Origin of the sequence: Aminobacter sp. MDW-2, assembly GCF_014250155.1 — a bacterium.
Lineage (GTDB): Bacteria > Pseudomonadota > Alphaproteobacteria > Rhizobiales > Rhizobiaceae > Aminobacter > Aminobacter ciceronei.
The window spans coordinates 431,067-448,678 of the sequence record NZ_CP060198.1 but is presented as its reverse complement, the minus strand read 5'-3'; the positions used below and the strand labels follow the sequence as shown (position 1 = coordinate 448,678).

The 17,612-nt window shown below is 64.7% G+C and carries 17 protein-coding genes; 5 read left to right on the top strand and 12 right to left on the bottom strand.

What is annotated here, in order from left to right:
* Positions 1-7 precede the first annotated feature (7 nt).
* The 9 genes from pcaF to H5P29_RS30715 all read right to left on the bottom strand — a co-directional run bounded on the left by pcaF (position 8) and on the right by H5P29_RS30715 (position 9,873).
* On the bottom strand, positions 8-1,210 hold the full coding sequence (pcaF, locus tag H5P29_RS30755) for a 3-oxoadipyl-CoA thiolase (protein ID WP_154384301.1): 1,203 nt from the start codon (positions 1,208-1,210) through the stop codon (positions 8-10).
* Positions 1,207-3,186 (bottom strand): 3-hydroxyacyl-CoA dehydrogenase NAD-binding domain-containing protein, encoded by a 1,980-nt coding sequence (locus H5P29_RS30750; protein WP_154384302.1) that lies wholly within the window; start codon positions 3,184-3,186, stop codon positions 1,207-1,209. Before H5P29_RS30750 ends, pcaF begins: the two co-directional genes overlap by 4 nt.
* Before the next feature lie 2 nt (positions 3,187-3,188).
* Entirely contained in the window at positions 3,189-3,584 is a 396-nt protein-coding gene (locus tag H5P29_RS30745) for a RidA family protein (RefSeq protein WP_067967726.1), read from the bottom strand.
* Position 3,585: 1 nt separating this feature from the next.
* Positions 3,586-3,993, bottom strand: a complete 408-nt coding sequence (locus tag H5P29_RS30740) for a thioesterase family protein (RefSeq protein WP_067967728.1) — start codon at positions 3,991-3,993, stop codon at positions 3,586-3,588.
* A 10-nt stretch (positions 3,994-4,003) separates the two neighbouring features.
* Entirely contained in the window at positions 4,004-5,197 is a 1,194-nt protein-coding gene (locus H5P29_RS30735) for an acyl-CoA dehydrogenase family protein (RefSeq protein WP_154384303.1), read from the bottom strand.
* Between the two features lie 3 nt (positions 5,198-5,200).
* Positions 5,201-6,049, bottom strand: coding sequence for an enoyl-CoA hydratase family protein (locus H5P29_RS30730; RefSeq protein ID WP_067967731.1), 849 nt, complete (start codon positions 6,047-6,049; stop codon positions 5,201-5,203).
* Positions 6,046-6,822, bottom strand: a complete 777-nt coding sequence (locus H5P29_RS30725) for an SDR family NAD(P)-dependent oxidoreductase (protein ID WP_083948825.1) — start codon at positions 6,820-6,822, stop codon at positions 6,046-6,048. The genes H5P29_RS30730 and H5P29_RS30725 overlap by 4 nt, the downstream gene beginning before the upstream one ends.
* A gap of 2 nt (positions 6,823-6,824) precedes the next feature.
* On the bottom strand, positions 6,825-9,152 hold the full coding sequence (locus tag H5P29_RS30720; RefSeq protein WP_154384304.1) for a bifunctional salicylyl-CoA 5-hydroxylase/oxidoreductase: 2,328 nt from the start codon (positions 9,150-9,152) through the stop codon (positions 6,825-6,827).
* 172 nt (positions 9,153-9,324) lie between these two features.
* Positions 9,325-9,873 (bottom strand): cysteine hydrolase family protein, encoded by a 549-nt coding sequence (locus H5P29_RS30715; RefSeq protein WP_154384305.1) that lies wholly within the window; start codon positions 9,871-9,873, stop codon positions 9,325-9,327.
* Positions 9,874-9,978: 105 nt separating this feature from the next.
* Here H5P29_RS30715 and H5P29_RS30710 point away from each other — a divergent pair, with 105 nt between their 5' ends.
* Positions 9,979-10,953 carry a GlxA family transcriptional regulator gene (locus tag H5P29_RS30710; protein ID WP_182574330.1) on the top strand — a complete coding sequence of 325 codons (975 nt, stop codon included), beginning with the start codon at positions 9,979-9,981 and terminating at the stop codon, positions 10,951-10,953.
* Positions 10,954-10,981: 28 nt separating this feature from the next.
* Here the strand turns inward: H5P29_RS30710 and H5P29_RS30705 are convergent, their stop codons facing one another.
* From H5P29_RS30705 to H5P29_RS30695, 3 genes are all read right to left on the bottom strand, one after another.
* Entirely contained in the window at positions 10,982-11,506 is a 525-nt protein-coding gene (locus H5P29_RS30705) for a MarR family winged helix-turn-helix transcriptional regulator (RefSeq protein WP_154384306.1), read from the bottom strand.
* A 95-nt stretch (positions 11,507-11,601) separates the two neighbouring features.
* A complete protein-coding gene (locus H5P29_RS30700; RefSeq protein ID WP_154384307.1) occupies positions 11,602-12,570 on the bottom strand; it encodes a pyridoxal-phosphate dependent enzyme in 969 nt (322 codons plus the stop codon).
* Positions 12,567-13,346: a GntR family transcriptional regulator gene (locus H5P29_RS30695; RefSeq protein WP_115734650.1), complete on the bottom strand. Its 780-nt coding sequence runs from the start codon at positions 13,344-13,346 to the stop codon at positions 12,567-12,569. The genes H5P29_RS30700 and H5P29_RS30695 overlap by 4 nt, the downstream gene beginning before the upstream one ends.
* 151 nt (positions 13,347-13,497) lie before the next feature.
* Here H5P29_RS30695 and H5P29_RS30690 point away from each other — a divergent pair, with 151 nt between their 5' ends.
* The 4 genes from H5P29_RS30690 to kynU all read left to right on the top strand — a co-directional run bounded on the left by H5P29_RS30690 (position 13,498) and on the right by kynU (position 17,584).
* A complete protein-coding gene (locus H5P29_RS30690; RefSeq protein ID WP_115734651.1) occupies positions 13,498-14,484 on the top strand; it encodes an ABC transporter substrate-binding protein in 987 nt (328 codons plus the stop codon).
* A gap of 125 nt (positions 14,485-14,609) precedes the next feature.
* On the top strand, positions 14,610-15,389 hold the full coding sequence (locus tag H5P29_RS30685) for an ABC transporter ATP-binding protein (protein ID WP_154384308.1): 780 nt from the start codon (positions 14,610-14,612) through the stop codon (positions 15,387-15,389).
* A 5-nt stretch (positions 15,390-15,394) separates the two neighbouring features.
* Positions 15,395-16,318, top strand: a complete 924-nt coding sequence (locus H5P29_RS30680) for an ABC transporter permease (protein ID WP_115734653.1) — start codon at positions 15,395-15,397, stop codon at positions 16,316-16,318.
* A gap of 18 nt (positions 16,319-16,336) precedes the next feature.
* Positions 16,337-17,584 carry a kynureninase gene (kynU, locus tag H5P29_RS30675; RefSeq protein ID WP_154384309.1) on the top strand — a complete coding sequence of 416 codons (1,248 nt, stop codon included), beginning with the start codon at positions 16,337-16,339 and terminating at the stop codon, positions 17,582-17,584.
* Positions 17,585-17,612: the final 28 nt, after the last annotated feature.

Genomic DNA, 17,612 nt, shown 5'->3' with positions numbered 1-17,612 from the left:
CCGCCTGCTACGGCCGGCTAATCAAAAGCGAGATGCCCTGGCCGACACCGATGCACATGGTGGCCAGCGCGCGTCTTGCGCCACGCAGGTCGAGTTCCAGTGCTGCGGTCAGTGCCAGACGTGCGCCCGACATGCCGAGCGGGTGGCCAAGCGCGATGGCGCCGCCGTTCGGATTGACGTGGCCCGCGTCGTCGGCAAGGCCGAGCTGGCGCATGCATGCCAGCGACTGCGCGGCGAAGGCTTCGTTGAGTTCGATTATATCGATGTCTGATATGACAAGGCCGGCGCGGTCCAGAAGCTTTTGCGTCGAGGCGACGGGGCCGATGCCCATGATGCGCGGGGCAACGCCTGCGGTCGCCATGCCATCGATTTTGGCAAGCGGCTTGAGACCGTGGCGTTCGACGGCGCGTGCCGATGCGATGATGACGGCTGCGGCCCCGTCATTGACGCCCGACGCGTTGCCGGCGGTCACCGTGCCGCCATCTCTGAAGGGTGCCGAAAGGCCCGCAAGCTTTTCGATCGTCGTTTCGCGCGGATGCTCGTCGTGCTCGACGACGGTCGCTTCGCCCTTGCGGCCCTTGATGGTGACAGGAGCGATTTCGCGGGCAAAACGGCCGCTCTTCTGCGCTGCGGCGGCACGAGCCTGGCTGCGCAGGGCGAAGTGATCCTGATCCTCGCGTGAAATGGAAAACTCGGCGGCGACGTTCTCGGCCGTTTCAGGCATGGAATCGATGCCGTATTGTCTTTCCATCAACGAATTGACGAAACGCCAGCCGATGGTGGTGTCGAAGATCTCGGTGCTGCGCTGGAATGCGCTTGAAGCCTTGGGCATGACAAAGGGCGCGCGCGACATGCTTTCGACGCCGCCGGCAATGATGATGTCAGCTTCTTCGAGCTTGATGGCGCGTGCTGCATAACCAACCGCGTCGAGGCCGGAGCCGCAGAGGCGATTGATCGTCGTTCCGGACACCGATACCGGCAGGCCCGCAAGCAGGGCAGCCATGCGGGCGACATTGCGGTTGTCTTCGCCGGCCTGGTTTGCGCAGCCGAGCACGACCTCATCGATCTGGTCGGCGGGGATGCCAGGGTGCCGCGCCAGCGCTTCGCGAATGGCGTGAGCGGCGAGATCATCAGGGCGCACAGAGGCAAGCGCGCCGCCATAACGGCCGATCGGGGTGCGGACGCCGCCTACGATGTATGCTTCGGTCATGGTGTGATGTCCTTGTGCGTTTCGGCTGCAAACATCGGCCCGCCCTTGTGCGCCGGAAAACCGTAGCCATTGATCATCACCAGATCGATGTCGCTCGATCGCGCGGCGATGCCCTCGGTGAGCAAGGCAGCGCCTTCGTCGGCCATGGCGCGCAGCAACCGGTCGACGATCTCGTCGACCGTAAAGCGGCGGGACGAGATGTCCTTGGCCGCGCGTGCGGCGGCGATCAGCGCAGTGACCTCTGGATCGACGGCCTTTTCGCCTGACGCATAGTCGTACCAGCCCTTGCCTGTCTTGCGACCGAAACGGCCGGCTTCGCAAAGCTTGTCGGCGATCTCGACATAACGCGCGTTTGGATCGCGCGTTGCCGCCTGCCGCTTGCGTCGCGCCCAGGCGATCTCCAGCCCGGCCATGTCGTAGACGGTGAAGATGCCCATCGGAAAGCCAAAGGCTTCGAGTGCTGCGTCGACCTCTTCGGGGGCTGCACCGTCCTCGACCATGAACTCCGCCTCGCGGCGATAGGCCGAGAAGATGCGGTTGCCGATGAAGCCTTCGGTTACGCCTGAGACCACCGGCAGCTTGCCGAGTTTCCTGGCGAAGGCCAATGCGGAAGCGAGCACGTCGGGCGCGGTTGCCTTGCAGTCGACGACCTCGACCAGGCGCATGATGTTGGCCGGCGAAAAGAAGTGCAGGCCGACCACGCGCCCGGGGTGAGCAGTCGCCGCCGCGATCTCGTCGGGGTTCAGGTAGCTGGTGTTGGTTGCGAGGATCGCATCCGGCCTGACGATGCCGTCGAGGCGCTGGAACAGCTCGGTCTTGACCGCGAGATCGTCGAACACCGCCTCGATGACGAGGTCTGCTGCGGCGAGTTCGCCGATGTTCGCAGCCACGGCCAGCCGCGCAAGGCATCCGTCGCGAACTGTCGCCGCAAGGCGCCCTGACTGGACCGCCTTGTCGAGAATGCCGGCGATGCGCTCGCGCCCTTTGGTGGCGGCGTCTTCGGTCTGCTCGATGCCGACGACGCGGTAGCCAGCTGTCAACGCTGCGACCGCGATGCCGGCGCCCATCAGACCGGTACCGACGATGCCGACCGTCTCGATCCTGCGTGGGGCAATGCCCTCAAGCTTGTCGACCTTGCCGGCTTGCCGCTCGGCGAAGAAGACATGGCGCAGGGCTGCCGCCTCATTGGAATCCCGCAGGCGCAGGAAGGTGGCGCGCTCCTCCGCGAGACCGTCCCGGAAAGTCCTTTCCGAAGCCAGCCGGACAAGACGAACGGCCTCGGCAGGTGCCGATTGGCCGCGTGATCTGGACAGGATCTTTTTTGACGCCGCCTCGACGGCGGCCAATTCGGCGATCGGGACATCGAGCAAGCCCGTGCGCCTTTGGGACTGACCGGCGAGTTGATGGATAAGGCCGACGGCTGCCGCGAGATGATCGGCTGCGACGCCGTCGACAAGGCCGAGCTTGATGGCTTCATCAGGCCTGACTGTGCGGCCGCTGCCGATCAGGTCGATTGCCGCGACGGTGCCGATGAGGCGCGGCAGGCGCTGGGTGCCGCCGGCGCCCGGCACGATGCCGAGCTTGACCTCGGGCAAACCGAAACTCGCCGCCTCGCCGGCAACGCGCCCATGGCAGGCAAGCGCGATCTCGCAGCCGCCGCCGAGGGCAGCACCATTGACGGAAGCAACCACCGGCTTGCTGCAATTCTCGATGCGCTGCATGACCTCGGGAAGCGTCGGCTCGACCGGTGGCTTGCCGAACTCCCTGATGTCGGCGCCGCCGACAAAGGTGCGGCCGGCGCCGGTGATGACGACGCCGATGACGGTGCCAACGGCTGACGCATGGTCGAGTGCCTTGACCAGCCCCTGCCGGACATGCGCCGAGGTGGCGTTGACGGGCGCATTGGCGATGATGACGACGAGCACGCCGTCACGGATGCTGCCCGAAACGCTCTCCGAAAACCGCGTCGCGCTCATGGCTATGCCGGGATGACCGCGGTGGCCTGGATCTCGATCTTTGCGCGGTCCTCGACCAGCGCCACCACCTGCATGGCGGCCATGGCGGGGAAGTGGCGGCCGATCACGTCGCGATAGGCCTGGCCGAGGCCGCGCAGGTTCTCGGTGTATTCCTTCTTGTCGGTGAAGTACCAGGTCATCGTGGTGATGTGGTGCGGCTCGGCGCCGCCGGCCTTCAGCACGGCGACGACGTTTTCCAGCGTCTGGCGCACCTGGCCGACGAAGTCGTCGGTCTCGAACTGGCACTGCGCGTTCCAGCCGATCTGGCCGCCGACGAAGATGGTGCGGCCGCTCGCGGCGATGCCGTTGGCATAACCGATGGGCTTGGCCCACCCTTCGGGTTGCAGGATCTCATGCATCTCAAGTCTCCAGGCGGCTTTCGAGCGCGGCGCGGAGGTCATCCGGCCAGGCAAGCGATTTGTGGGTATCGAGCGAAGTGGCGACCACGCTGTGGCGGGCGCTCCAGAGCAGCGTGCCGGCGGCCGAAACCTTGTGCTCGAGATCGAGCGAGGAGCGGCCGATGCGGCGGACGAACAGCTCGAAGTCGAGCGTGTCGCCATGGAAGCCCGGATGGGCAAAGGTGAGGTCCAGTCGCACCGTCGGCGTGCCGATGCGCCGTTCGGCGATCAGGTCTTTCCACGGCGCACCGGCATCGCCGAAGAACTCCTCCAAAACACCGACGAGGATGTTCAGGTAAGACGGAAAGTAGGCGATTCCGGAGGGATCGCAGTCTCCGAAACGCAGCGGTCTTGAGGTACGGAAGGGCACGTCAGCTCTCCTACCTCGAGGCCTTCATCAGCTCGCGGCCGATGATCAGCTTCTGCACTTCGGTGGCGCCTTCGTAGATGCGCAGCGCACGGATCTCGCGATAGAGGCGCTCGGTGATCTCGCCGACACGCACGCCGCGGCCGCCGAACAGCTGCAGTGCCTGGTCGATGACCCATTGGGCGTTCTCGGTCGCCGTCATCTTGGCCATGGCGGCCTCGCGGGTGATCGGCAGCTTTTGCACGTCGCGCCGCCAGGCAGTACGCACGGTCAAGAGCGAGGCTGCGTCGATGGCAGTCGCCATCTCGCCCAGCGTGCTCTGAGCGGTCGGCAGGTCGGCCAGCGTCGCCCCGAACATCTTGCGGGACCTGGCGTGCGCTACGGCTTCGTCGAGGGCGCGGCGGGCAAAGCCGAGGGCTGCGGCAGCCACTGACGGCCGGAAAATGTCGAGCGTGCGCATGGCAATCTTGAAGCCTTCGCCCGGTTCGCCCAACAGCTGGGATGCCGGGATGCGGCAATCGTCGAACCTGACGCGTGCCAGGGGATGCGGGGCGATCGTCTCGATGCGCTCGGCGATCGAAAAGCCCGGCGTGTCGGCATAGACGACGAAGGCCGAGATACCGCGCGTGCCGGGCGCCTCGCCGGTGCGGGCAAAGACGGTGTAGACGTCGGCGATGCCGCCATTGGAGATGAAGACCTTCTCGCCGTCGAGCACATAGGTGTCGCCATCACGGCGGGCGCTGGTACTCATGGCGGCAACGTCGGAGCCGGCCTCTGGCTCGGTCAGGGCGAAGGCCGAGATCAGTTCGCCTCGGGCAATCTTAGGCAAGATGGCCTGCTTGAGTTCGTCCGTACCGGACAGGCTGATCGCGCCGGTGCCCAGTCCCTGCATGGCAAAGGCGAAGTCGGCGAGACCGTCGGCATAGGCCAGTGTCTCGCGGATCAGGCAGAGCGAGCGGCTGTCGATCACGTCCGACGCGCCGCCGAAGGCCGCCGGCACGCAGTGGCGCAGGATACCCGCCTGACCAAGCGCCGCCACCAGCTTCTTGCAGGCGCCGTCGGCATTGCCATGGTCGATCTCGCCCAGCCCGCCGCTGGCGATGAAGGCGTCGAGTTCAGCCGCCAACGCGCGGTGGGGGTCGGCGAAGAACGGCCAGTCGAGGTGGTCGCGGGTTGGCGCACTGGTCGGCATCAAATGCGCGGCCATGGCTCAGTTCCCCTTGAATTCGGGCTTGGCTTTGGCGGCGAAAGCCTCGAAGGCGCGGCGAAAGTCGCCGGTCGCCATGCAGATCGCCTGGGCCTGCGCTTCGGATTCGATCAGCTGGTCGATGCCCATCGCCCATTCCTGGTCGAGCATCTTCTTGGTCATGGCATGCGCAAACCAGGGGCCGTCGGCCAGGTTGCGGGCGAATTTCTGCGCCTCGGCGAGCAGTGCGCCACGCTCATGCAGCGCATTGTAGAAGCCCCAGGCATGGCCCTCGGTCGAGGTCATGACGCGACCGGTGAACAGAAGTTCGGCGGCGCGGCCCTGGCCGATGATGCGCGGAAGGATGCCGCAGGCGCCCATGTCGGCGCCGGCCAGGCCGACGCGGGTGAACAGGAAGGCGGTCTTCGCCTCCGGGGTTGCGACGCGGTAGTCGGACGACATGGCGATGATCGCACCGGCGCCAGCGCAGATGCCGTCGACGGCGGAGATGATCGGTTGCGGGCAGGCGCGCATCTGGCGCACCAGATCGCCGGTGAGGCGGGTGAAGTCGAGCAGGTCATGCATCGGCATGCGGGTCAGCGGCTCGATGATCTCGAAGACGTCGCCGCCCGAGCAGAAGTTGTTCTCGGCACCCGTGATGACGATGGCGCGCACGTCGCTGGCCCGGTGCAGGGCGCGGAACAGGTTGCCGAGTTCCTCGTAGCTCTCGAAGGTCAGCGGGTTCTTCTTCTCTGGGCGGTTCAGCGTGATCGTCGCGACCTTGCCGTCGGCATCGGTCTCGAACTTGAAGTGCTGAGCCTTGTGGCCCTGGAAGGGATGCTTCTTGTCCTGCATCGGGTTGGTCATGGTCATCCTCCCAGAACTTCGCCGCCGGCGACCGGGATCGCCTGGCCTGTGATTGCGGTTGCCTTTTCCGAGGCGAGCCAGAGCACGGTGTCGGCCACTTCCTCTGGCGTCACCAGCCGCCCTTGCGGATTGACGCGGGCGAGCGTGGCGCGTGCCTCTTCGGCCGAACGCCCGGTCTTGCCGGTGATGGTTTCCACGGCGCCGTCGAGCAGCGGCGTGTCGGTGAAGCCGGGGCAAACCGCGTTGACGGTGACGTCGGTGCGGGCAAGCTCAAGAGCCAGCGCGCGCGTCATGCCGACCACGCCATGCTTTGAGGCGCAATAGGCTGAGACATAGGCATAGCCGGTCAGGCCGGCGGTGCTGGCGACATTGACGATGCGGCCCTTGCCGGCGCGCTTGACCGAAGCAAGCGCTGCCTGTGTGACCAGGAACGTGCCGGTGAGGTTGATGCCCATCACCCGGTTCCACAATGCCAGGTCGGTTTTGTCGAACGGTGCCGACGGCGCTTCGCCGGCGCAGTTGACCAAAACGGCGATGTCGCCTGCATGCGCAATCGCCTTGGCGATGCCTGCCTCGACCGAATGCGCTTCAGTGACGTCGAAGCCATCAAGGACGAAGGCCTCGCCGCCGATCTTGGCGATCTCGTCGCGCACCGCCTCGAGCGGCGCGGCACGCCGTCCGCACAGGCTGACGCCGTGGCCGTCGGCGGCGAGCGCCAGTGCGATGGCGCGGCCGATGCCGCTGCCGGCGCCGGTGACCAGGGCGTGACGCTTGGCCATGCTCATGCCTTGCCCGTGGGAGCAGCCGCCGCGGCGCGGGCGAGGTTGTTCACATATTGGGCACGGGCCGAATGATACTGCTTTGGCCAGGCCTGTTCGGCATAGCCGATCTTTGCCGCCTCATGCATGACGAAAGACGGGTCGGCGAGGTGCGGGCGGGCGACGGCGCAGAGATCGGCGCGGCCGGCGGCGATGATCGAGTTGGCGTGATCGGCTTCCGAGATCGCACCCACGGCAATTGTCGGCACCTGGATCTCGTTGCGAATCTTGTCGGAGAAGGGCGTCTGGAACAGGCGGCCATAGACTGGCTGCTCTTCCTTGACCACCTGGCCCGACGAGCAGTCGATCATGTCGGCGCCGGCGTCCTTGAACATCCTTGCGAAGATCGCCGCGTCTTCAGGCGTGTTGCCGCCTTCGTACCAGTCATGGGTGGAGAGACGCACCGAGATCGGCTTGTCCTCAGGCCAGACGGCACGAATGGCGCGGAACACTTCGAGCGGATAGCGGGCGCGGTTCTCGTGGTTGCCGCCATATTCGTCGTCGCGCAGGTTGGTCAGTGGCGACAGGAAGGAGGACAGCAGGTAGCCGTGGGCGGCATGCAGTTCGAGGATGTCGAAGCCGAGGTCGCGGGCCCGCTCCGTGGCACTGACGAAATCGGCCAGAACGCGATCCATATCCTCGCGGGTCATGGCGCGCGGCATGTCGGAGTGCTTGAGATAAGGCAGGGCGGAGGCCGAGATCAGCGGCCAGCCGCCTGAGGTCACCGGCTGGTCGATGCCTTCCCAGGCAACCTTGGTCGCGCCCTTGCGGCCGGCATGGCCGATCTGGATGCCGATTTTCGCCGGCGTCTGCTGGTGGACGAAGTCGACCATGCGCTTGAAGGCTTTCGCCTGCTCGTCGTTCCACAAGCCGAGGCAGCCGGGCGTGATGCGCGCGTCTGGCGACACGCAGGTCATCTCCGGGAAGACGAGTGCTGCACCACCCATGGCGCGGGCGCCGATATGGACGAGGTGGAAGTCGTCGGGCAGGCCGTCGGTGGCCGAATACATCGCCATCGGCGACATCACGATGCGGTTCTTCAGCGTCAGCCCGCGGATCGAAAACGGCGTGAACATCGGCGGCGGTACCGAGCCGTTGGGGGCAGGCGACACGCCGGCGCGCTCGGCGAACCAGCGCTCGAAACCTTCCAACCAGTGCTTGTCGCGCAGGCGCAAATTCTCATGGCTGATGCGCTGCGAGCGGGTCAGCATCGAATACATGAATTGCTCGGGTTCGAGCGTGTCGGCATAACGGGTGCCCACCACTTCGAACCACTCCATGGCGTTGCGTGCCGCATTCTGGATGCGGGCGACGTCGACGCGGCGTACTTCTTCATAGGCTTCGAGCACGGCCGGGATGCTGGCCTTGTCGTGGCCGATGAGGTCGAACTGGCGGGTCAGCTCGATGGCGTCGTCGATGGCGAGCTTCGTGCCGGAGCCGATGGCGAAATGCGCGGTATGGGCACTGTCGCCCATCAGGACGACGTGGCTTTGGCCATTGAAGTGGCTCCACTTGTCGCAGATCAGGCGGCCGAAATTCAGCCAGGCCGAGCCGCGCAGATGGCGCGCATTGGTCATCAGCTTGTGGCCTTCGAGCGTCCCGGCAAACAGCTTCTCGCAAAACGCGATCGACTGATCCTGGTCCATCTCGTCGATGCCATGCGCCTTGAACACTTCGTCGGTGGTTTCGACGATGAAGGTCGAGGTGTTGTCGTCGAAACGATAGATGTGCGCCTGGAACCAGCCGTGCTCGGTGCGCTGGAAGTCGAAGGTGAAGGCGTCGAAGCGCTTGTCGGTGCCGAGCCAGATGTAGCGGTTCGGCCGCATCACCATGTCGGGCTTGAAGATGTCGGCATATTTGTGCCGGATGCGCGAGTTCACGCCATCCGACGAGATGATGAGGTCGGCTTCGGGGAAGTCATGGTCGCCCTGCACGTCGGTCTCGAACACCAGCTCTACGCCGAGCTCGATGCAGCGCTCCTGCAGGATGTTCAGCATCTTTTTGCGGCCGATGCCGACGAAGCCGTGGCCGGTGGTGCGGATCTTGCGACCCTTGAACACCAGCTCGATGTCATCCCAGTGGTTGAAGGCGTCCTCGATGGTCTCGGCGGTAGCCGGGTCCCACTGGCGCATCGACTGCATGGTGGCGTCGGAGAAGACCACACCCCAGCCGAAGGTGTCGAAGGGACGGTTGCGCTCGACGACGGTAACCTGATGCTCGGGGTGCTGCTTCTTCATCAGCAGGGCAAAATAGAGACCGGCCGGTCCGCCACCGATACAGACAATGCGCATGCCGTCCTCCTCCTGAAGCCGTTCGGTCAAGTGGACATGCGTGCCCGACCCTGACCATGGAGGCACCATGGACGCTTTCAAAAAAAACTTCAAGCTTAAAGTTATTTTGGAAGTGAACGCAAAAAGGCCCCGGTCGGCGAGCGCGCGACCGGGGCCAGAAGGCCTGAATGTACTAGCGCGACAGGTACGTCGTGGTATCCACGAGTTCGCCATAGCCGAAGGCGATCGCTGCCATGACGGCGTCGTGGACCTGGGCGGCTGGCACCGTCTTGCCGTTGAACTCGAGATCGCGCGTGGCGCAGGCATCGTGGACGACCGATGTCTTGTAGCCGAAGTCGGCCGCAGCACGGGTGGCGCCTTCGACGCACATGTGGCTCATCGCGCCGACGATGACGACTTCCTCAATGCCCTTGGCGTCGAGTGTCGCCTTGAGGTCGGTCTCGCGGAATGAATTGACGAAGTTCTTGGTGATGACCTTCTCGCCGTCGGCCGGGGCGACGGTGGCGTTGATCTCGATGCCCGGCGTGCCGGGCGCAAAGATCGGAGCGTCGGCGGCCTTCGAGAGATGGCGGACGTGGATGACGGTGTCGCCCTTGGCACGCGCCGCCGCGATGATGCGGGCGGCGTTTTCAGTTGCCTGTTCGATGCCGACGAGCGGCATGTTCCCGCCCGGGAAATATTCGTTCTGGATGTCGATGGCGATCACCGCGCGTTTGCTCATGTCCCTGATGCCTTTGCTGTTGGGAAGGATATTGCCTGCAGGATGCAATGGATTATGGTGCCGACCCATTGGCGATATCGACATAACAAGGGGTGATTTCGACAAATGGCAAAAGCTGGCGTCATCGAGATCGGGCTGGTGTTGTACCCCGGCGCGCAGATGTCGGCGGTGCTTGGCATGACCGACCTGTTCGAGCTCGCCAACCGCACCGCCGCACGCAAGAGCCGCGGTGCAGCGCCGAACCAGCTGCGCGTCAGCCACTGGCGCGCGGACCAGGCGGAGCATGCGCCTCAGCGGGTGTTCGACACCCATCCCGACGCTTCAGGCGTAGCTGAGGTCTATGTCGTGCCGCCGGCGCTCGGCGATCCGATTTCGCGAGAGACTATCGCGTCGCTCGCCGGCTGGCTGCGCCAGCGCCATGGTGCTGGCAGCGTGCTGGCGTCCGTCTGTGCCGGCGCCTTCGTGCTCGGCGAGACCGGGTTGCTGGCCGGGCGGGTGGTGACGACGAACTGGGTCTATGACGAGGCGTTCCGGTCGCGTTTCCCCGAGGCCAGGCTCGACACCGACAGGCTGCTCATCGATGACGGTGACATCATCACTGCCGGCAGCCTGATGGCCTGGACCGACCTGGGCCTTCGGCTGGTCGACCGCTTCCTTGGGCCGACCGTGATGATCGAGACGGCCCGCATCCTGGCGCTCGACCCTCCCGGGCGCGAGCAGCGCTACTACAGCGCGTTTGCGCCGCGACTCAGCCATGGCGACGCCGCCATCCTCAAGGTGCAGCATTGGCTGCAGGCGGGCGAAGGCAAGGAACTGAACCTGGCCGTGCTGGCGTCAATGGCCGGCCTTGAGGAACGCACCTTCCTGCGCCGCTTCCAGAAGGCGACCGGGCTCACCACAACCGAATATGGCCAGCGCCTGCGTGTCGGCAAGGCGCGCGAGCTGCTGCAATTCACCACGCAGACGGTCGACAAGGTGGCCTGGGAGGTCGGCTATGGCGATCCTGGTGCTTTCCGAAAAGTCTTTGCTCGCATCGTCGGGCTGACGCCGAGCGACTACCGGGCCCGGTTTCGGGCTTAGCGCATTCTTGAGGCGAGTGACGCAGCGCTTAGCTGCCCTTGGCCAGCGACGCGACGATGGAGCGCTTCAGCTTGCCGAGTTCGTCGAGCAGGATGCCGCCGTCCTTGGCCGACAGAGTGCCGAACAGGTCGCCGATCCAGTCGGCATGGGCTGCGGCCATCTTCTCGAATTCGGCGCGGCCGAAGGGCGTCAGCGCGATGATCTGGACGCGGCGGTCGGTGGCCGAGGTGGTGCGGCTGATGTGGCCGCTCTCGGCCAGACGCTCGACCAGGACGGTGATGTTGCCGGGCGATACCATCATGCGCTTGGACACTTCGCCCAGCACCATGCCGTCCTGGGCTCGTTCGAGCTGTGCCATCAGGTCGAAGCGGGGCAGGGTGGAATCGAACTCTTCGCGCAGGCGGCGGCGCACTTCTGTTTCAACCAGCGTCGAGCAGGTCAAAAGGCGCAGCCAAAGGCGAAGCTCGGTGCCGTGATCCGCAGGCGCTTCAAGCACCTTGGTCTCGCCATCCACCCAGCCTTCGGCGCCGGCTGTATCCTTGCGCTCTTCCATCTGTGTCAGGGTCTTTCCTCGCCGCGGCCGGTGCGCCGGCTATCCTCTCGGGCAGTTGTAGTGCCGTTTCGCGCGATAGTACAAGCTTGAAAGGTTCAAGGGGCAGGAATGTCGCCGGCAAGCACCGCCGAATAAGCGGCGGCGTCGACGTTGCCGCCAGAGATCACGCAGACGATGTTGCCCCTGGCATGTTGGCTCGTCAGCGCCGCAGCCAGCGAAGCTGCCCCCGCGCCCTCGGCGACGACCTTGGACTTGGCGAACAGCAGCCGCATAGCCTCGGTGACCTGCATCAGGCTGACTGACAACGCGCCGTCGATCAGCTCGCGCGCGACGGGCCACAGCTGCGGCACAAGCGACGGGCCGCCGATGCTCTTGATGAAGGAAGGGCGCGTCTCGATGTCGACGATGCGGCCGGCCGCAAGCGCCGCCGTCACAGGGGCGGCGTTCTCGTCCTCGACGGCGAAGACTTTTGCCTCGGGTCGCAAGGCCTTGACGGCGCTCGCCACGCCCGTGGTCATCGAGCCGCCGCCATAAGGCGTCAGCACGACGTCGACCTCGGGCAGGTCCTCGACGATCTCCATGCCGATGGAGCCATTGCCTGACAGCACCGCCTGGTCCGTCACCGGGTTGATCAGGAGCTCGGGGAAATCGGGTCGGTCGGCGCCGATGATGTATTGCCACCATGTTTCCATGGAGATGAACCGGACCTCGCCGCCGAGGCGGCGCACGCCATCGATCTTGGTCTGTGGTGCCCCCGAATACATGTAGGCGGCCATCGGCACGCCAAGCCGGTTGGCAGCCCAGGCCATGCCATAGGCCATGTTGCCGGAGCTCGTGGTGGCGACACCCCGGGCGAGCGTCTCGCGGTCGCGTGACAGAAGGGCGTTCAGCGCCGGCCGAAGCTTAAACGCGCCAATCGGAGAAAGCGTTTCGAGCTTGAGGAAGATCTGCCGGTCGGGCAGGTCGAGATCTAGTCGGACCAGCGGCGTTCGCGGAACATGAGATGAGATCCGGGCGCGGGCGGCGCTGATTTCGTCAAGCGACGGGCGATAGGGGGCGGTCATTCGGCTGCCGACGGCGTTCTGAGGCTGCCGGCGCGGGCGGCGTGTCTGCTGCCGCTGTAGTCCTCGGTGTGGACATAGACGTGCAGCGTGTAGCCGATGTGGTCGATCATCAGCGCCTTGGCCTTTTCGAGGTCGCGATCGAGCGCTGCCTCCATGAGGGCGGTGTGCGGTCCGATCGACTGCGCCTCGCCAAGTGCTGCCATTGCCTCTTCATAGCCTTGCTTCTGGCCGGCGGCCGCCCGCAGGGTCGGTGCTAGTCCGAGGAACCTGTGATGGCGCCGGAGCTGGTCGGAGATCGTCGAACGGAATCGCAACAGCCAGTTCGAGGTTGCGGCGCTCAACAGCGCCGAGTGGAACGCTTCGTGCTTTTCGTCCCAATCATCGACGGAGGCGTCGGAAGGATCCTCGACTGCGGTCTTGCAGCGCGACAGGCGGTAATGCGCGGTAACGACAGCCGCTTCCCAGTCGCTGCCTCCCTTCTCGATCGATTCCAATAGAAGCGGCAGCTCGACCACCATCCTGGCTCGCGCCAGATCTTCCAGCTCCTGGCGCGAAACGGAAGCCACAGTGAAGCCGCGATTGGATATCGCCGTCACCAGCCGCTCGGCCTCGAGCCGCGACAGTGCCTCGCGCAGCGGCGTCCAGCCGACGCCGTAGGACGTGCGCAGCGCGCTCAGCTTGAGGGGTGCACCCGGCATCAGCCGGGTGGTCAGGATGTCGCGGCGCAGCAGCCGGTAGGCTGCTTCCGTCTTGGTCGAGTGCTCGTCATCCTGCATCGCTATCCGTCCCCGTCTCTGTAAAAATTATATATCATGGTGGCTCATGGCAAGAATTATATATAATGTTTGACAGACCTCTCCGGACTGCTCATGATTGTCCCATGCTGCCGTTCAGGGGAGCGGTGCTTGTCAAATCTGGGAGGAATAGATGAGAAATTTGAAGTCCGGTCTGATGTCGGGCCTGATTCTGGCCGGCGCGCTCGCCGCCAGCCTGGGTGCCGCTGTTGCCGACCCGATCAAGATCGGCATCGCCAATTTCGGCGAGCACCCGCAGCTCAACGCCGCCGTCGCCGGTTTCAAGAAGGCGCTGGCTGACAATGGCTATGTCGACGGCAAGGACGTCGTCTTCACTGAAAGCCACACCAATTTCGACGCGTCGCTGGTTCCCCAGATGATCGCCAAGCTTCAGGCTGAACAGCCGAAGCTGATGTACACCGTCACCACCCCGGTCTCGCAGATCGCCAAGAAAGCGCTCGCCGGCTCGGGCATCAACATCGTCTTTTCGGCCGTGACCGACCCGGTTGCCGCCAAGCTGGTCCCGTCGTGGGAAGCCGGCGACGAAGGCATGACGGGTGCTACCGACCTGCAGGACGTCAAGGCGGTGATGGAATTCACCAAGAAGCTTTTGCCAAACGCCAAGCGTTTCGGCGTGCCCTACAATCCGGGTGAAGCCAACGACGTCGCTCTGGTCGAGAAGATCAAAGAAGCAGCACCTGCCGCCGGCTTCGAAGTGGTCGAAGTGGGTATCGACAACGTCAACGACATCCAGCAGCGCATCGCTTCGCTCGCCGGCAAGGTCGACGTGATCTACGGCCCGACCTCGAACCTGATCCAGCCGGCTATCCCGGCCGTTGCCGCCGCCGCCCGCCAGGCTGGCATTCCGGTCGTCAATGCCGACGACAATGCAGTCCGCGACGGTGTCGTGCCTGCCAGCTTCGCCGTGAACTACGAGCAGGTCGGCATCAATGCCGGCAAGATCGCCGCCGAAATCCTGAAGGGCAAGGACCCCAAGACCATTGCGCCTTCGCGCCCGGCCTATGAGGACCATGCCGCGACGATCTCGAAGAAGGCCATGGCTGCCTTCGGCATCGAGATCCCGGCGTCGCTCGCTGATTGCGGCTGCATCGTCGACTAATATTCGACTTCGTCAAAACTGGTAGCGGCGTCTGGCGCATCGGCCCAAGAGGTACGATGCGCAGGTTCAGAAACCTGGAGCGCTCTGGCGCTCCAGGGCGCCGTTGCCTTTTCCTGGAGGGACGGATGCTCGAAATCCGATCTGCACGTAAAGTTTTCTACAAGGGTCAGGCCGACGAAAAAGTCGCGCTGGACGGCCTCAGCCTCAAGCTCGCCACCGGCGAATTCGGCGTCGTCATCGGCTCCAACGGTGCCGGGAAGAGCAGCATGCTCAATGCCATTTCGGGCGCGCTGGTGCTCGATTCCGGCCAGATCCTGATCAATGGTGACGACGTCACCGGCATGCCCGTTCACAAGCGCGCCATCCGCTTGGCTCGCGTTTTCCAGGATCCGATGAAAGGCACCGCCGCCTCGATGACGGTCGCCGAAAACATGCTGCTCGCAGATCTGCGCAGCAAGAGGCGCACCTTGCGCCAGGGGCTCAACGCCACTCGCCTGGCGGCCTACAAGGAACGTCTGGCACTTCTCGGCCTCGGTCTCGAAAATCGCCTGGACACCCGCGTCGAACTGCTTTCGGGTGGCCAGCGCCAGTCGCTGTCGCTGATCATGGCGGTCGGCGGCTCTCCGGATCTGCTATTGCTCGATGAGCATACGGCGGCACTCGATCCGCGCACCGCCGACATCGTCATGCAGGCGACCGTGCGTGCCGTCGATGCCCTGAAGCTCACCACTCTGATGGTGACGCACAACATGCAGCATGCCGTCGATTTCGGTCACAGCGTCATCATGCTGGATGCCGGCAAGCTTCGGCTCGAAATCTCCGGCGAGGAAAAGGCCAAGGTGACGGTTGTCGACCTGATCGGCCATTTCTCCGTGAAAACCGACCGCATGTTGCTGGCGAGCTGATCATCATGGACTTTATCCAGACCGTTTTCACGAGCTTCGTCTCGCTCATTCCCGTAACCCTGGCGCAGAGCCTGATCCTGGCATTCGTCGTGCTCGGCATCATGATTCCGTTCCGCACCCTCAACTTCCCCGACCTTACCAGCGAAGGCGCCTTTCCGCTTGGCGGCTGTGTCTGCGGCGTGCTTCTGGCAAGCGGTGCCTCGCCGCTGACAGCGCTTGCCGTCGCGCTCATCGCCGGTTTCCTCGCCGGCTGCTGCACCGCCTTCATCCACCTGCGGTTCCGCATCCACACGCTGCTCGCCGGCATTCTGATGATGACGATGCTGTACAGCATCAACCTGCGCATCATGGGCAAGTCGAACCTTTCGGTGTTCGGCGCGCCGACGGTGTTCGACTGGGCGCCGTTCGTCCAGCCGGGCTTCCCGTTCGCCAAGATCATCGTCGCGGGACTGATCGGTGCGGTCATCTTCATACTGCTCAACATGTTCTTCAAGACCGAGAAGGGCACCGCGATCCGCGCCGTCGGCGCCAATCCCGACATGGCCGAAGCGCAAGGCATCAATGTCTGGGTCGCCACCATCGGCGGCGTCGGCCTTGCCAGCGCATTCTCGGCCATCAGCGGTGCGCTTATGGTGCAGAGCCAGGGCTTTGCCGACGTCAACATGGGCCTCGGCATCCTGATCAACGGCCTTGCCGCGCTGATGATCGGTGAAGCCATTGTCGGCAAGCAGACGGTGCTGCGCCAGCTGGCCGCACCGTTCGTCGGCGCGGTCGTCTACTACCAGCTGGTGTCGTTCTGTCTGGCCGCCGGCATGCCGCCTCCCGACCTGAAGCTCGCCACCGGCCTGTTCGTGCTCGCCATGCTGGCGCTGCCCAGCCTGCGTCGCAGCCGGGGACCGGCACAAGCACGCGAAACCATCCGCGAATAAGCAAGGATAGCCCGCATCATGACTGCAATTCCCGATCTCGCCGCTGTCGAGGCGATGGACGCTGCCGATCCGCTGCGCTCGATGCGTGATCGCTTCATTCTGCCGGAAGGAGTGATCTATCTTGACGGCAATTCGCTGGGGGCTGCGTCGCATGCCGCCTTCAGCGAGCTCCAGGCGGGCGCGTCCAAGGAGTGGGCGCAGGACCTGATCCGCGCCTGGAACACCGCCGGCTGGTTCGACATGCCGACCGAGCTGGGCGACCGCATAGGCCGTCTGATCGGTGCGGCACCTGGCCAGACGGTCGTCTGCGACACCACCTCGACCAATATCTACAAGGTGCTGCATGCTGCCCTTGCGATGCGGCCGAACCGTTCGGTCATTGTTGCCGAAGGCAACAGTTTCCCGACCGATCTCTACATGGCGGAGGGCGTTGCCTCGACGCGGGCCGATGCCGTGCTCAGGCTCGAAGGCGTCGATGCGCCAAGCATCGAAGAGCTGATCGACGACAAGGTTGCGGTGGTTCTCGTCAACCACGTCAACTACAAGTCGGGCGAACTGCGCGACATGGCGGCGCTGACCCAGAAGGCCCAGGCGGCAGGCGCCCTGATCGTCTGGGATCTCTGCCACACGGCAGGTGCCCTGCCGGTTGATCTCGACGGTGCCAATGTCGATTTCGCCGTTGGCTGCACGTACAAATACATCAATGGCGGTCCCGGCGCCCCGGCCTTCATCTACGCCGCGACGCGTCATCTCGCCGACGTTCAGCAACCGCTGAGCGGCTGGTGGGGACATGCCAGGCCCTTCGCCTTCGAGCAGGGTTATGCGGCGGACGGCGGCATCCGCCGGTTCCTGTGTGGCACCCAGCCGATCCTGACCATGCGGGCGCTCAAGGGCGCGCTCGATGACTGGGACGGCGTCGACATGGCAGCGTTGCGCAAGAAGAGCATCGCCCTGACCGACCTGTTCATCCAACTGGTCGAAGCCAGGTGCGGCGCCTACGGCCTCAAGCTGGAAAGCCCGCGCGACGGCACGAAGCGCGGCAGCCAGGTCTCGTTCGAGCACGACAACGCCTATGCCATCATGCAGGCGCTGATCGCGCGCGGCGTCATCGGCGATTTCCGTGCGCCGGCTACGCTGCGCTTCGGTTTTACGCCGCTCTATGTCGGCTTCAAGGACGTCTGGCAGGCGGCCGAGATCCTCGAGGACATCATGCGGACCGGCGCCTGGAAGGAAGCCCGTTTTGCCGTCAAGTCGGCAGTGACCTGAACTCAGGTCGAATGGAAACGAAAAGGGC

Coding starts and splice junctions, on each gene's coding strand:
- pcaF (WP_154384301.1), bottom strand. CDS start 1,210: ATGACCGAAGCATACATCGTAGGCGGCGTCCGCACCCCGATCGGCCGT.
- H5P29_RS30750 (WP_154384302.1), bottom strand. CDS start 3,186: ATGAGCGCGACGCGGTTTTCGGAGAGCGTTTCGGGCAGCATCCGTGAC.
- H5P29_RS30745 (WP_067967726.1), bottom strand. CDS start 3,584: ATGCATGAGATCCTGCAACCCGAAGGGTGGGCCAAGCCCATCGGTTAT.
- H5P29_RS30735 (WP_154384303.1), bottom strand. CDS start 5,197: ATGGCCGCGCATTTGATGCCGACCAGTGCGCCAACCCGCGACCACCTC.
- H5P29_RS30730 (WP_067967731.1), bottom strand. CDS start 6,049: ATGACCATGACCAACCCGATGCAGGACAAGAAGCATCCCTTCCAGGGC.
- H5P29_RS30725 (WP_083948825.1), bottom strand. CDS start 6,822: ATGGCCAAGCGTCACGCCCTGGTCACCGGCGCCGGCAGCGGCATCGGC.
- H5P29_RS30720 (WP_154384304.1), bottom strand. CDS start 9,152: ATGCGCATTGTCTGTATCGGTGGCGGACCGGCCGGTCTCTATTTTGCC.
- H5P29_RS30715 (WP_154384305.1), bottom strand. CDS start 9,873: ATGAGCAAACGCGCGGTGATCGCCATCGACATCCAGAACGAATATTTC.
- H5P29_RS30710 (WP_182574330.1), top strand. CDS start 9,979: ATGGCAAAAGCTGGCGTCATCGAGATCGGGCTGGTGTTGTACCCCGGC.
- H5P29_RS30705 (WP_154384306.1), bottom strand. CDS start 11,506: ATGGAAGAGCGCAAGGATACAGCCGGCGCCGAAGGCTGGGTGGATGGC.
- H5P29_RS30700 (WP_154384307.1), bottom strand. CDS start 12,570: ATGACCGCCCCCTATCGCCCGTCGCTTGACGAAATCAGCGCCGCCCGC.
- H5P29_RS30695 (WP_115734650.1), bottom strand. CDS start 13,346: ATGCAGGATGACGAGCACTCGACCAAGACGGAAGCAGCCTACCGGCTG.
- H5P29_RS30690 (WP_115734651.1), top strand. CDS start 13,498: ATGAGAAATTTGAAGTCCGGTCTGATGTCGGGCCTGATTCTGGCCGGC.
- H5P29_RS30685 (WP_154384308.1), top strand. CDS start 14,610: ATGCTCGAAATCCGATCTGCACGTAAAGTTTTCTACAAGGGTCAGGCC.
- H5P29_RS30680 (WP_115734653.1), top strand. CDS start 15,395: ATGGACTTTATCCAGACCGTTTTCACGAGCTTCGTCTCGCTCATTCCC.
- kynU (WP_154384309.1), top strand. CDS start 16,337: ATGACTGCAATTCCCGATCTCGCCGCTGTCGAGGCGATGGACGCTGCC.